This window comes from Pseudoalteromonas haloplanktis ATCC 14393 (genome assembly GCF_000238355.1).
In the GTDB taxonomy this organism is placed as follows: domain Bacteria; phylum Pseudomonadota; class Gammaproteobacteria; order Enterobacterales; family Alteromonadaceae; genus Pseudoalteromonas; species Pseudoalteromonas haloplanktis.
In genome coordinates, this window is the sequence record NZ_AHCA01000007.1 from 131,457 (window position 1) to 147,614 (window position 16,158).

General features: G+C 39.4%; 8 protein-coding genes. All 8 read left to right on the forward strand.

Annotated features, from left to right (window positions below; genetic code table 11):
- The first annotated feature begins 106 nt into the window (after positions 1–106).
- Entirely contained in the window at positions 107–808 is a 702-nt protein-coding gene (locus tag PHAL_RS0114210; RefSeq protein WP_016709089.1) for a DNA-3-methyladenine glycosylase I, read from the forward strand.
- 8 nt (positions 809–816) lie between these two features.
- The gene (locus tag PHAL_RS0114215; RefSeq protein WP_016709090.1) at positions 817–2,226 is read left to right on the forward strand and encodes a protein adenylyltransferase SelO; all 1,410 of its coding nucleotides are present in this window, start codon (positions 817–819) and stop codon (positions 2,224–2,226) included.
- 473 nt (positions 2,227–2,699) lie between these two features.
- The gene (locus PHAL_RS0114220; protein ID WP_016709091.1) at positions 2,700–3,749 is read left to right on the forward strand and encodes an OmpA family protein; all 1,050 of its coding nucleotides are present in this window, start codon (positions 2,700–2,702) and stop codon (positions 3,747–3,749) included.
- Between the two features lie 492 nt (positions 3,750–4,241).
- Positions 4,242–5,300: an OmpA family protein gene (locus PHAL_RS0114225; protein ID WP_016709092.1), complete on the forward strand. Its 1,059-nt coding sequence runs from the start codon at positions 4,242–4,244 to the stop codon at positions 5,298–5,300.
- 222 nt (positions 5,301–5,522) lie between these two features.
- Positions 5,523–8,120 (forward strand): bifunctional aconitate hydratase 2/2-methylisocitrate dehydratase, encoded by a 2,598-nt coding sequence (gene acnB, locus PHAL_RS0114230; RefSeq protein WP_016709093.1) that lies wholly within the window; start codon positions 5,523–5,525, stop codon positions 8,118–8,120.
- 209 nt (positions 8,121–8,329) lie between these two features.
- Entirely contained in the window at positions 8,330–9,277 is a 948-nt protein-coding gene (locus PHAL_RS0114235) for a hypothetical protein (RefSeq protein ID WP_016709094.1), read from the forward strand.
- A complete protein-coding gene (locus PHAL_RS0114240) occupies positions 9,277–10,275 on the forward strand; it encodes a hypothetical protein (protein WP_016709095.1) in 999 nt (332 codons plus the stop codon). Before PHAL_RS0114235 ends, PHAL_RS0114240 begins: the two co-directional genes overlap by 1 nt.
- A gap of 103 nt (positions 10,276–10,378) precedes the next feature.
- Positions 10,379–16,132, forward strand: coding sequence for a leucine-rich repeat domain-containing protein (locus tag PHAL_RS0114245; RefSeq protein WP_016709096.1), 5,754 nt, complete (start codon positions 10,379–10,381; stop codon positions 16,130–16,132).
- Positions 16,133–16,158 lie beyond the last annotated feature (26 nt).

The following is a 16,158-nucleotide window of genomic DNA, read 5'->3' on the forward strand; positions in this document are numbered from 1 at the left end:
AAGGATGGATATTTTTAAGTTAATTTACCCTGCAATGTGCTCCTGACATTTTTTTACAACGTAAATAACGTTACAGTAAGCTTAATAACAGTAGTGGTAGTGAATGATGGAAAAGTTTCAAGATATATATCAACGAGCGGCACAGAGAAAAGGTGGCGAAGCAATGTTACAGCAATTGCTTGTGGCTCCAAAAACAGCAATACAATTACGGACTCTACCTGATGATGTATGGCTTGAAGAATTTACCCGCAAGGTTTTTCAAAGTGGTTTTTATTGGTCGGTGATCAACAATAAATGGGCTGGCTTTCGTGACGTTTTTTGGGACTTCAGTGTCGAAAAGTTACTCATGATGCCACCGGATATGCTCGAGCAAAAAGCCAGTGATGAGCGAATTGTGCGTAACTTTAAAAAAGTACAAACCATTCCACATAACGCTTATATGATCCATGATGTTGCCACAGAACATGGTAGTTTTAGTCAATTTATTGCCGATTGGCCAACAGACGACATAATTGGTTTGTGGGGATATTTAAAAAAGCACGGTGCACGTTTAGGGGGTAACACAGGACCTTATGCATTACGTGCTCTTGGTAAAGATACCTTTTTATTATCTCGTGACGTAGAAAGTTATTTGCGGGCGCATAAAATAATTGATGGTGGCCTACAAACTAAAAAGTCACTAGCTGCGGCGCAAGCATTTTTTAATGAGTTACAACAGCAAAGCGGTTTAAGTTTACAAGAGCTAAGCTTAATTCTCGCGTACAGCGTGGGTGATAACCGCGTTGGCATACAAACAACCCAAGCTTAAGGAATACCATGAAACTCGTTGCGCGCTATACCCAGATTGCAGATGATTTTGCAGTACCAGATTTTCCTAGTGTCGTTGCAGCACCCACATTATTGTTGTGGAACGATGTTTTAGCTCAACAGCTTAATATTGATGTGGCCTGCGCTGAACGTGCAGACATTTTTGCTGGTAATCAAAGTAACAGTAACATAGAACCTGTTGCACTGGGTTATTCTGGGCATCAGTTTGGTCATTTCTCACCGCGATTGGGAGATGGTCGCGCACACTTACTAGGGGCGGTGACAGATCAAGAGCAACAGCTATGGGACATTCAGTTGAAAGGTTCGGGCGCTACGCCATTTTCACGCGGTGGTGATGGCCGTTGTGCAATCGGTCCTGCTGTACGTGAGTATATAATGAGTGAAGCCATGCATGCGCTCGGCGTACCCACTACACGTTGTTTGGCGGTTGTTGCCAGCGGCGAAACCGTCTACCGACAACCACCTCAGCCGGGAGCAATTGTAACCCGCGTTGCCAGCAGTCACATTCGAGTTGGCTCATTCCAGTATTTAGCCACACAAGGAGATGTTGCAGGTTTACGGGCCTTGGCTGATTTAGCCATTGAGCGACATTATCCTGAAATAACGACTTCTGGCGCTGAGCGCTATTTAGCATTTTTAGCTAAGGTTGTTGAAAAACAAATAGCCCTTGTGGTGAGTTGGATGCGAGTTGGTTTTATTCATGGCGTGATGAATACCGATAATACGCTAGTTAGCGGTGAAACCATTGATTACGGCCCTTGTGCGATGATGAATAAGTTTGATTTTGATACCGTATTTAGCTCTATAGACCGTCAAGGGCGTTATGCTTTTGGTCATCAGCCAAATATTGCAAATTGGAACTGTGCCCGTTTAGCCGAAAGTTTAATGCCTTTGATCAGTAGCGATGATGAGCAAGCGGTAGCCTTATTAAGCCCAATTATTAATGGCTTTGCTGAGCAGTTTAATCATGCATTTAGCCAAATGTGGGCGCAGAAGCTGGGACTTGATGGTGAGCAAGTAGGGGATAAAGAATTAGTTTCCGAGCTACTAACGTTGTTGAAAACGCACCAACTTGATTACACCAATACTTTTAATGCGTTGACGCAATCATTGCAAGGTAATAGTGATATACCTCAAGAGTTAACTACGTGGTCACAGAGTTGGTTACAAAGAACATCTGCCGACAGCTACTTTATAATGAGTAAAGTGAATCCAAAATTGATCCCGCGCAATCATATTATTGAAGATATCTTACAAGATTTTACGCGGCAGCAGCACAGTCCCATATTGAACGAATATTTGCATGCATTGCAACAGCCATATCAATCCCAAGTAAAAGAGTCATGGACTTTAGCCCCTAAAAATGAACTAAATTATCAGACATTTTGTGGTACCTGATGACGCACCACGCTGAGTTAGTATATTCCTATTTATATCGCTCCTCACTGAAAGTAAGTCATTATTGTGAGGAGATATTTACTTTGCTTACTTTAGGCTGATTATTAACTGTTATTCATTAATCTTTCATAAGAAATAAATACGCTTCCTACTTGTTGATTTAAAATTAACCAATATAATACACGTGAGAGTTTTAAAATTTACACGCGTACTAAAGTGCGCTTATCACTGTAAATACTGACTATGGGAGGTTTTTTTAGTGTTATGTTTGGGTGATTTAGCTGTAGGTTAGGTAAAGTCTTTTATCTCGTCTATACTTATTACTGTTTGTATTAAAACCACTTTAGTTGACAAAAACACAATTCAAGCGTTTTCGTTAAGTAATGATTAACAAATCTCTTTGTACTCAGGTTAAATGTTAAGAGCTAGGGTCACTTAGCTACAATTTTAATTGTGAAAATGGGAAGGAAACAATGAAATTAAAATCACTTACTATTGCTGTAGCACTAGCTGCAACTAGCGCTTCAAGTTTCGCAGCCGATAAAGAAGGCTTTTATATAGGTGCATTCGGCGACTATTATGATGCATCATGGGAAAATGTCCGAGGCAGTGCAGGCACTAACGTTGATGATTCAACAGGTTGGGGGGCGGAAATCGGTTATCGTTTTAACGACTACTGGAGCGCACGTTTAGAATACGCTGATATGGATTTTGATATCTCAAGCTCAAACCCTGCGATGACTGCAACAAGTATGGACGGAAAACGTTACGGTATTGATGGCCTATACCATATCAATGGCGGCCCTTTCTACGGGATCTTTGGTTTGAAAAATCTTGATGTTGTAGATGAAGATTTAATGTTTGCTAATCTGGGTGCAGGTTACCAACATTATTTTACAGATAATTTTGCTTTTAATGCTGAAACTTCTCTATATCAAGGTCTTGACCGTGGCTACACAGATGTTGGTGCTAAATTAGGTCTTAGTTATATCTTTGGTGACCAAAGTCCAGCACCTGCGCCAGTAGAGCCAGCGCCAGTAGTGGCGGGTCCTATGGACAGTGATAATGATGGTGTTATCGATGCTGATGACCAATGTGCTAATACACCGACGACTGATGCCGTTGATGATAACGGTTGCACATTGTATGAAGATAAAGAAGTAACAATGGCATTGTTAGTTACATTCCCGCACGATGTTGCCGAAGTACCAAATGGCTATTTTGATGATATTGCTGATTTAGCCGCGTTTATGAAAGAAAACGATGGAACATCAGTTTTATTAGAAGGTCATGCTTCAGCTGTAGGTGATGCTGATTACAATATGCAATTATCTAAAAAACGTGCACAAGATGTAGCAGATGTACTAATTAAAGATGGCATCTCATCTGAAAGAGTATCTACTATTGGTTATGGTGAGGAGCGTTTGTTGAATACAGCAAACACACTTAAAGCTCACGCACAAAATCGCCGAGTAGAAGCTCAGGTTAAGAGTGTTGAACGAGTTAAAGTTCTTCGCAAATAATTTTATTCACTGAGCTAAAGTTGCTTTAACATTTTAACTCAGCAACTTTAGCTTTTAGAAAGTTGACTTGATTAACTCAAGTCGACTTTTTTTTGCTTTTAAAATACCTACCAATATTTACTTTTTGAGTAAACGGGCTAACACTGTATGATGTTACTCTTGACTACTTAATCATTTTTCGCTTTTAATTAAAGTGAATTTAAACTTGATTTAAAGTAATAAAGCCGTAAATAATTGTAGTATTCTTATTGTTAATCAATTAATTTGTCGAAGTTTGAAATGAGTTAAATAATTTTGAGAGCTCGCGAAATATCTAGCGAGTTAAGAATTGATATAGGTATTGTCGTATTTTGTGTTGTTCCAACCTATTGGACTTCACTATAAATTTCAGTTTCTATAGGCTTATTAAGTTTGGATTAATTGGTCATCATCTATCTTAGAGCGAGTTTGGCCAAATGGCCTTTAGGTATTTTTAATGGAAAGGAATGAAACATGAAACTTAAATCTCTTACTATTGCTTTAGCACTAGCTGCAACTAGCGCTTCAAGCTTCGCGGCTGAAAAAGAAGGCTTCTTTATCGGTGCTTTTGGCGATTACTATGATGCATCATGGGAAAATGTTCGTGGTAGTGCTGGTACTAATGTTGATGATTCAACGGGTTGGGGTGCTGAGCTAGGTTATCGTTTTAACGATTACTGGAGCGCACGTTTAGAATATGCAGATATGGATTTTGATATCTCAAGTTCAAACCCAGCTATGACTGCAACGAGCATGGACGGCGATCGTTTAGGTATTGATGGTCTTTACCACATTAACGGCGGCCCTTTCTATGGTATTTTTGGTCTTAAGCAATTAGACATTACTGAAAATTTAATGTTTGCTAACTTAGGTGCTGGTTATCAACACTATTTCACAGATAACTTTGCATTCAACGCTGAAGCTACAATGTACCAAGGACTTGACCGTGGTTACACTGATGTTGCTGGTAAGCTTGGTCTTAGCTATATTTTTGGTGAGCAAGGTTCATCAGCTCCAGTTGAAGCGGCTCCTACAGCAGCTGTTGTTCCAGTAGCTGTTGCTCCAGTTGACAGTGATGGCGATAACATCCCAGATGCAGACGACCAATGTGCAAACACACCAATGACTGACGCTGTAGATGGTACTGGTTGTACATTATATGAAGATCGTGAAGTAACTAAGAGCTTATTAATTACTTTCCCTAATAATACTTCTAAAGTATCGCAAAAATACTTAGATGATATTGATGCAGCGGTTGCATTCTTAAAAGAGTACCCAGGAACTGAAGTTCTTTTAGAAGGTCACACTTCTTCAGTGGGTAAAGCTGACTATAACAAATGGTTATCTAAAAAACGTGCTGACGCTGTTGCAGCTCGTCTTATTGAAGATGGTATTGATAAAAAACGTATCATTACTGTTGGTTTAGGCGAAGAGCGTCTTAAAAACCCTGCAAACACGGCTGAAGCGCATGCTGAGAACCGTCGTGTTGAAGCGCATGTAACTGTTATTGAACGCGTAAAAGTAGAGCGTTAATACTATCTTAAATTAAAAAAACCCAGCAATGCTGGGTTTTTTTATGCCTGATAATAACTGGGTTGTAATTAATATTCATGTGATTGGTATTTTCCTTAATTAACATTCACATAATTTATAGTGAGTATTATGTTTTGCTTTACAGGATGGATTTTAATCTATACTTAAAAGCTTTATTATAAATCGTCAAAATATTTTCACGTCACCAAAGAGGGCTATATTGTGCTACAGGATTATCGTAAACACGTAGAAGAACGTGCCGAATTAGGTATCGTACCAGCGCCATTAGATGCTCAGCAAACAGCTGATCTTATTGAGCTAGTTAAAACTCCCCCGGCTGGTGAAGAAGAGTTTATTCTAAATTTACTGGTGAACCGTGTACCACCTGGTGTGGATGATGCAGCGTATATTAAAGCGGGCTTTTTAGCCGCAATTGCTAAAGGGGATGCATCGTCGCCGCTTATCTCAAAAGAAAAATCCGTAGAACTACTGGGTACAATGCTTGGTGGTTACAATATCGCCCCTCTGATTGATTTACTTGATGATGAGTCGCTTGCGCCAATCGCCGCTAAAGGCCTTGCTAATACCCTATTAATGTTTGATGCATTTTATGATGTTGAAGAGAAGGCCAAAGCAGGTAATAGCTTTGCTAAGCAAGTGATTGAATCATGGGCAGATGCACAGTGGTTTACTAGCAAGCCAGCTGTTGCTGAAAAAATTTCTGTGACTGTTTTTAAAGTAACCGGCGAGACAAACACTGATGATTTATCACCCGCACCGGATGCTTGGTCTCGTCCAGATATCCCTCTACATGCTTTAGCAATGTTAAAAATTGAACGCGATGGTATCAAACCAGATAAAGACGGTGAAGTCGGGCCAATTACGCAGCTAGAAGAATTAAAAGCAAAAGGCCTGCCCTTGGCGTATGTTGGTGATGTTGTTGGGACGGGCTCCTCCCGTAAGTCTGCCACTAACTCGGTGCTTTGGTTTATGGGTGATGATATTCCGTTTGTACCAAACAAGCGTGTTGGTGGTGTATGTTTAGGCAATAAAATAGCGCCAATCTTCTTTAATACGATGGAGGATTCTGGTGCGTTACCAATTGAGTTGAATGTTGATGAACTTAATATGGGTGAACAAATTGATATCTATCCATATGAAGGTGTTGTGAAGCGCTACGGTACAGATGAAGTGATCTCCACATTCGAACTTAAATCAGATGTCATTCTTGATGAGGTTCGTGCTGGTGGTCGGATCCCACTGATCATTGGTCGTGGCTTAACTGATAAAGCCCGTACCTCCCTTGGCTTAGGTGCAACGGATGTATTTAAAGTACCCGCTATCACTGAGCTATCTGATAAAGGCTTTACACTTGCACAAAAAATGGTGGGTAAAGCATGTAACGTAACGGGCATTCGTCCTGGCCAATACTGCGAACCAAAAATGACCACGGTCGGTTCGCAAGATACTACCGGCCCGATGACACGGGATGAGCTTAAAGATCTTGCCTGTTTAGGCTTCTCAGCCGATTTAACTATGCAGTCTTTTTGTCATACATCAGCTTACCCTAAACCGATTGATGTTAACACGCATCATACACTACCCGATTTTATCATGAACCGTGGTGGCGTATCACTGCGTCCAGGAGATGGTGTAATTCACTCCTGGCTAAACCGTATGTTATTACCAGATACCGTAGGTACTGGTGGTGATTCACATACCCGATTCCCTCTAGGTATTTCATTTCCTGCAGGTTCCGGTGCTGTTGCATTTGCAGCCGCAACAGGCGTTATGCCTCTTGATATGCCTGAATCAATTCTGGTTCGATTTAAAGGTAAAATGCAAGCGGGTATTACGTTACGTGACCTTGTTCATGCAATCCCTTACTTTGCTATAAAAGAAGGTTTATTGACGGTTGAAAAGAAAGGTAAGATCAACGAGTTCTCTGGTCGTATTCTAGAAATTGAAGGGGTGGAGCATTTAACGGTTGAGCAAGCTTTTGAGTTATCAGATGCATCTGCAGAGCGTTCAGCTGCTGGTTGTACTGTGAAGCTCTCTAAAGAGTCGATTGCTGAGTATTTAGAATCAAATATTGTGATGCTTAAGTGGATGATCTCTGAAGGCTACGGTGATGTACGTACCATTGAGCGTCGCATTACAGCAATGCAACAATGGTTAGCAAATCCAGAGTTGATGGAAGCTGACGCAGATGCAGAATATAAACACGTCCTAGAAATCGACCTAGCCGATATCAAAGAGCCAATTTTGTGTGCACCAAATGATCCTGATGATGCACGTTTATTATCAGATGTTACCGGTGAGAAAATCGACGAAGTATTCATTGGTTCTTGTATGACTAATATTGGTCACTTCCGCGCCGCAGGTAAATTGCTTGATGGTTTTACTGGGCGTATTCCAACTCAATTGTGGGTTGCTCCACCAACTAAGATGGATAAAGACCAGCTTACCGATGAAGGTTATTACGGTATATTTGGTCGCGTAGGCGCTCGCATTGAAACGCCAGGGTGTTCATTGTGTATGGGTAACCAAGCGCGTGTTGCAGATAAGGCGACGGTGGTTTCTACTTCTACCCGCAACTTTCCAAATCGCTTAGGTAATGGCGCGAATGTATTTTTAGCCTCCGCTGAGCTTGCTGCTGTCGCGGCTATTTTAGGTAAGTTACCAACACCTGCTGAATATCAAGAATATGCTGCGAAAATTAATGCAACAGCAGCTGACACATACCGTTACTTAAACTTCCACCGCATGCCTGTTTACACTAAAAAAGCAGACAAAGTGATTATTCAACAGGCAGTTTAAACGCTTGTCTTTGTTAAAAAGCCCGTTTTATACGGGTTTTTTGTTAAGTCTATATTCATTTTCACTTGACTGATTATTCACTTAAGCTAAACTTTGCCTATAAATATTAACAAATGTTATTTGTTGTAACCAAGGATGGTACATGATTTTAGATTATCTTCCTTGCTTGCTGCATGTTTATAAATATCAATGTAGTGTAAGGTGAGAAAATGAAACCCTTCTTGTTGCCATCAATAATTTTATTTAGCGCATCAATTTATGCAACTCCGAACCCCTCATTTAGTGAAATACGCGTTGGCTTTGAAAGTGTTGGCTATAGTGAAACGTTAGGGGATGTTGCTGGTTTTGGTCAGTTAAGTCAGTCAATAGATGTAACTAATACAACGATTCGCCAAGTTTCTTATAGCGGTCTTAATGATGATTGGGGCTATTATATTGACTCCGCAACCACGTTTATTCCCGAAATAGAAACAGAAACCTGGAGTATGGGGGAGTTTGGCGCGGTACAAGAAAATGCGTTCAAAATTCGTTCTAGTGAAGTCGGTGCCAAAGCTGCGTATAACTTTAGTCAAGCTGTTCAGATAACAGCTGGAATTAAATTTTTCACTTCTAGCTTTACTCGTTCAAACTTTTCTTTTGTACAACCTGGCGCCGATGCGTTTGATCAAGCTCTAATGGCAATCTCTGATGATCCAAATAATCCTGCTCGTTATACCTTGCCAGGTATGGATGGTGGGCACACTGGGGCTCAGCAAGATTACACTTCAAATTTAAGCCCCGTTATTTCGGTATCAGAAGATCAAATGGGCATCTTATTAAGTTTAGGAGCTCGCTTTGACAGTCGTTTACAAGATAGCTTCAACAAATATAGTTGGTACGTTGAAGGTGAGGTAAGTTCACCTATGTATTCACAAATTCAAAATACCCAATTTGAAACCACAACTTTGACCGATAACTTTAATGGTTGGGGAGTCTTTGCAAGAGCTGGAATGCGTTATCAGGTGTTACAGCATGTTGCGATCATCGCAGGTATAGACGCAAACTATAAAACCAGAGACGTGGTAACCGAAAACTTAGCGAATGGTCAGCGTTTAAGAGTCCCTGAGGTTGAGTACACAAATATTGCGTATACATTCGGTGTGCAATGGAGCTACTAATGAAGAAAATATTACTAGCAACAATTATCGTAACTGTGGGCTTAACGGGTTGCAAAACCATCGAGTCAGTACAAAAAGATTTAGGCAGCATTACCTCTGGACTGACTGGTGAACAAGCAACACCTGAGCAATTACAACTGGCTTATGAAAAGGCTGAGCAAGCTTTTCAAGAAGCGTTAACAGCTTATAACTTAATAGATTCAGAATCTTTGGCTGATTTTGATGCAGAGAAAGTCGCTGAAGCTAAAAAGATTTGGCAAGTGCTTGATCGTGAGTTTGATGAATTAAGGTTGTCACCAGAGCATGCACTTGATAGTGCTTCATTATTTTCATCGGATACGGTTGCAGATGAAGTCATGGAGCAAAGTTTAGAGGTTATTAATTTAGTTACTGCTGCGAGTTTATCTAAAGAGCGAATTACGGCTGTATTGAAACCGGTAAGAGATGAATTTGCTGTACTTACTCAGATCGATGCCAAAATTCATTTTGAGAAGCGCTACGCTTTATTAGATGAGCAGCACCAAGAGTTAAAAGAGCTCCTCATAGATGGTAAAGAAGCGCAGGTAGAAAAGTATGTCCCACAGCTTTTAGAGCAGTTAACAGCATTAGAAAAAGACGCAGTGGTGCAGTTTTATTTTTCAGAACATATTAATAAAATCTATAGCTTAGCTAATTCAGATAAAGTCAGTGTGTTTCCTGTGGTGTATGGTGACGTAAAGAGCCAGCTAGCGGAAGGGCAAGCTTACGCTCAGAAAAATTACCGAGACTATGACAATATAAAAGTAGCCGCAGATCTTGTTGCCCATCAAATCGATCGTATAAACAGTCTGTTTAGTGAGTATACAGAGTTAAAAACAGCGTTAGGTAATAAAGAGATTGAGAGTGAGCTGCTTAAATTTGAAGCCGAGCTAGCCGAACTTACCGAAGCGGTAGGTTTAGGAGACTTAAGAAACCTTACCTTTTCAGAACAATTAAAAGAAGTTAAAAATAAATTATAAAGTTTTGATTTGAATACAAGCCATAGAACCTCTATAGCTTTTTTTAGTTATCGGGTGAGCGAACTAATTTACTGAACTTTATCCATTTAAAAGGGGAAAGAAAATGGATTTTTGCAACAGCAAACTACGCATTGGTTTATTTACGAGTGCACTACTTTTAACTGGCTGCGGAGGCGGCGGTGATGACAGCGGGGGCTCAACACCGCCTCCCCCAATTGATCCAGTCAATCAGAGCCCAACAGTTAGCATAACCGCGCCTGCAGAGACGATAGAGCAAGAGGCATTTACCCTCAATGCAGCTGCAAGTGATAGCGATGGGAGTATAGCTTCATATAGCTGGAGTCATGATGCAAGTATCGAGTTGACTAGCGATGGCCTGTCAGCAGCAAATGCGACGTTCACTTCTGCAGATATAACAGAAGATATAACAGTTAATTTTACAGTTACAGTAACAGATGATGATGGCGCTACAGCTTCAAAAACACAAGAAGTTGTAATTAAGCGTAAAGTGTCGAACGTTACCATTACAGGGGTAGTTACAGATGAGCCAATCGCTAATGCTGAACTTGAGATTGTTGTAGGGAATGAATCTTTTGCAACACAGGCAAATGCGAATGGTCGTTATACCCAAGAGTTAATTATCGACGAAGGTTCAGGCAAAAAACTGGTACGTGTAAAAGCTAAAGGCTTAGACTCATTAAACCCAGGTGTTGAGTTTGTGTCGCAATTAAGCTCGGTAGAAAAGCTACTTGAGCAAGCAGGTGATGATAACGTACTTGATAGTAATGATAACTTTGGTGTAAACATCACTAATGTTACAACGGCTGAATTTGCACTTTTAACACGTAACGGTGCTGAACCAACCACTACTGAAGAGCTTGACGCAGCTCTTTTAAATGTTGATGCGGATGAAAAAATTCAACTTGCGACCTTAATTAAAATCGTTGTTGATAACCCTGCTTATCAATTACCTGAAGGTGTAAATAGTACCCTGGAACTGGTTGCTGATGAAAATGTTGCTAAAACGTTTGAAGAGCAAGTTAATGAACAAGATCCACAGTTAATTGAAGAAACTAAAAAACAAATTAAAGAAGACGACGATCTTGTAACAGGTAGTAAGGAAGCATTAGTGGGTGAATTTATTATTAACTCACCCCGTTATTATAATAATCGCGCATTTCACTTAACACTATCAGCAGATGGTAATGGTCAACTTCATTCAAATACGAGCTCTAATGTAACGATGACTCAAGAGGGGGGGATTTACAATCTTGCACTAGCTAATGACGTGATTATTTATAAAGCTCATGCAGGAATGAGCAGCTCTGATCCTGAAGAAACGATGAAATTAAAAGCAATAAGTTTCCAAATCTTAGCTGAAAATGATGTGTTTAAGACCATAGAAGTGACACGTACAACACAAATCGAGACTCTTGATCAACAGACCGGTATTGTCACAACGAGCCCTGCAGAAGAGTATACTTATACCACTAATTTAATTAACAAATTTAAAACTATTGCTTTAACTGACACAGAATTAACAGCAAATACTTGGCTCTTTCAAGCAGATGACAGCAGTTTTGATGGCACTACCGAGCGTGAAGAACCAGAGGAGTTACGCTTTTATACTGATGGTACAGGCGATGTAAACAATGACAGTAGTGAAAGTTTTAACTGGGTATTAGATGGCACCAAATTATCTGTTAGCTATGATGAAGATGGCGAAGTTGGTGTAATTGATTTTTGGTTTACCAAGACGTTATCGGCAGGCTACCAGCTGGTTGCTTTAGACACCAGCTCTGATGAGTCAGGTAACTCACTAACAGGTTTAATTGTTAAGCAGGCTGATGTAACGACTACCAATGAAGATCTTATAGGTCGTTGGCATGGCTTTGTTGGTACAGCGCAAAACTATGATCTTAATCTGCATAGTGATGGCACAGTAATGATAGGTCTGGGTTACACAGGCTATCAAGGTTACCTAGAAGATGGCGTGTTTATACGTAAGCGTTTTGTTTACAACAACCAGCTGGTAACTAGCTGTGAAGGCTTTGATAGTAGCTGTTACCTAGCGGATGATATGGTTCATGAGTTTATAAATATTGTTGATAATCAGTTTTATATATTAAGAACGCAATCCTCTTATGATCAGCAAGGTAATATTACTGAGCAAGTTCGTGCTATTTTAATCTATGAATACAGTGATGACTTGTCGTATTCAGAGTTCACCGAAGAATTATTGGAAAACTACACTCAGTTTTATAGCCAAAATGGTAATACAGATCAGTTATACTCAAACTATACAGATCAAGGTATTGATTACACACTTGAAATTAATGGTGAGCAATATACTGGGCTTGTATTCGATGATGGTGTATTAAGCTATGAGGTGGACGGCACAACCTGGTATTTCGAACTTGTTTCAGCTGATGAGAATGCGATTGTTGTTTGTCATTACCAACAAGGTAGTGAGTGTTCAGCAGCAACACAGATCAGCTATTTACCTAAGCGCCCTAAAGTAACACTTACTGCAAACTCCACAGGTAACGGTGAGTTATCACCGATAGTTCAAGACTCATTCACTTATCAAAATGTTGGTTTTGAAATACTGCCAGCAGAAGGCTACGTAGTAGATAGCATTACGGGGTGTGAAGGCTATATAGAAGGTAACCATTACATTGCATTTGCAAGTAACACTGATTGTGAAATTACAGCGACCTTTAAAGAGCAACAGCAAGTAGCGGGTAACTTCATAATTGGTAATCAAGATCTGTATTACGCAAGTGCTTATACAGTTGAGTTGCGTGAAGATAACACTGGCTCTTTAACCTATAACGGTAAAGTCGATGTTATTTGGAATGAAAATGTAGGTGGGGTAATAGAGATCACTCCACAGCAAGAGTTTATTCTTGGTGAATACCAAAATATAGAATACCCAGAGGGTTTTCCGGTTGAAGTGACTGTTAAAGATATAGCTACCAGCCTGAGATTAACCCCACTACCTGAAAAAGGTAGTAACTGGTATGAGTTAGATCGAAGCATTGAACACTATAAAAATGATGTTTTAGTTGAAGAATATACAAGCGCTTACGAGGTAACAAAAACAACTCTTGAGCAACGTTTAGCAATCACTGCTGATGACATCGTTGGTGAATGGTCTGTTGACCTTGTAGGTGAGGATACAGTTTACAAAGTTACGTTTAGTGATGATGGTACCGGTGTATCTCATGATATTAGTGATTTATCTGATGAGGGTTTTACTTGGCAAGTAACCGATAATACGATGGTGCTTAACTTTCCTGAAGATGGCGGAACTGAATCATTTTATATCACTAAAGATCTAAACGTAGGTTATCAGCTTGTCACCCAAGGCATATTTGAAGGAGAGTATTACACAGATACTGGCATTATGATTCGCCGTAACGAGCAACCGATTAGTGCCGATAATTTTGCTGGTCGCCATCAATTTAGAGATGGTCATGACATTGATACTCATTGGTCTGAAATTCAAGTTTACGATGATGGTGAGATTTTCTTTACCTTTGGAACAAGCTCTTACCAAAGAGGGTTTGAAGATGGTCATTTAAAGCGTGACCTATATACCGAGTATGTTGATGGTTACCCACAAAGAGTAGATTGGTGTGATGTTGCTTTAGATACGTGTACTCTTGAAGGGGAGTTTATATATACTTTAGTAGCTGTAGATGGTCAGCGATATTATATAGAGCGTACTGTTGGTGGAACCAATTTAGGAGACACCACGGCACATTTATATATCCATGATTTTACAGGTTCATCCAAAGTTGATCGGTTTTATGAATATAATCTTGGTTTTACCTTATATCAAAATGACAATAATGGTATTGCTCGCTGGGCAGTGAGTTATGGTGATTATGACGAAGCCCTTGATAAACAATATTATACTTTCCAGCTTGATGACGCTGACCCAGTAAATGTTGAGTTAGTGGATGGCAAACTGGAGTTAATACTTGATGGTCAAGAAACGGTTATAGAGCTTATTGATAACAACCGCCGTGATATTACTTTCTGTAAATACTTAAAAGGTAATAGTTGCCTTGAAGAAGATAAAGTTTACTTATCGTTTGATGCTCCACAACATACTATTACAGTTAATAGTGATAGCAATGGTTCGCTTGGTGTCGGTTATGAGAGCTTTGTAAGGCATGGTTCATCGTGGTGGACGTCAATTGACCCTAACCCAGGTTATGTACTTAATACTATTTCTGGGTGTGATGGTTTTATAGAAGGCGATGGCTATCGAGTTTCATCCGTTACGGAAAGTTGTCAAATTGATGTCACGTTTAAAGAGTTTGTCCCATTATCTATTCAGGCAAATGTTACCGATCCTGCGCTTGCTATGTGTGTTGATAATTCTGGGAAAACTAATTTAGAGAGTGTTACAGAGTTAAATTGCCAATATGAAGGTTATGGTGAAATTACAGCGCTGGCTGGACTGGAAGCATTTACAAACATAGAAAGTATAGGTCTTAGTAATGTAAATGTAGGCGAAAACCTCAATTTAACCAATCTGCCTTTACTACGTCAGCTTTCAATTAATGATAGCCAAGTAAGTACAATTGAGGTTGCAGATCCTGCTTTAATTGAAGTGTTGAAATTAAATGCAATTGGGTTAACAACATTCGATCTTAGTCGTTATGTTAATTTACTAGAGCTTGATTTAAGTAATAACAAGCTTACCCAGCTAGATGTTAGCGCGAACCCATTAATTGCTCATCTATGGGTAAGTAATAATGAACTTGTAGAGTTGGATCTTAGCAATCAGCTTTCATTGGTTCAACTTGGTGCTTGGACTAATAACATAAGTGTATTATCCATCGCCAGCACCGATAACTTGATTCATCTTGATGTAGAGCGTAATGCTTTAGCAATCTTAGATGTTAGTGATAAAGCTAATTTAGAAATTCTTTGGGTTAACAGTAATCCACTAAGTTCATTGGATTTAACTCAAAATACCAAGTTGCAGAGACTTTATGCGAACTCTTTAGAGTTACATGAGTTAAATTTATCAAATAATCTTGAATTGGAATTTTTAGACATTAGTTACAGTTATGGCTTAGCTGGACTAAATCTAAGTCATCTTGAAGATCTATATACTCTACGTATCGACGGATTAGACTCAAGCTTAATTAGTAATGAACAGTTCCCACATATTAGGAGGTTAGAATTTAACAACGCGGATTTAACTTCATTTGATACAAGTGGTCTAATTAATTTAAGAGAGTTATTCTTGCAAGGTAATCAGTTTACTTTAAGTGAGCAAATAAATATTGCCTCTCCATCACAACTGATATCAGTGGGTTTAGGCAACAACCAACAATTAAGTTCATTTGACACTAGTTTGTTTATAAACTTAGAGTCCGCATATTTGGACAGTACGAATATAGCAAATATCGATTTTTCAAATAATACAGCTTTAACTGAGGTAAGGCTCAGTAACTCGAATTTATCGACGATTACAGGGGTTGATTTTATTGCTGAAAAGTCAGCAGTCTTAGAGTTTTATAATAATCCATTAAGTAATGAAACCGTTAACTATTTGGAAGATTTGCGTAATAACCAAGATTATTACAACATTTATTATAGTCAAGTTTATGCTGTAAATGTTGTTGTTTCGGGTAATGGTGTGGTAAGTGAGAATAGTTTTACACTAGGAGATAATGAAACTCGTGGTCTGAGTCTATATCCAGATGAAGGTTATGAAGTTGGTTCTGCCTCAGGTTGTAATGGTACTTGGCACTCAGCTGACTATTATGAAGTAGGTCCAATCACAGAGTCGTGTGAAGTAAATGTTGAGTTTGTAGAGACAACACCTTAAGTTTATTGAATACCTTTTATAGATGA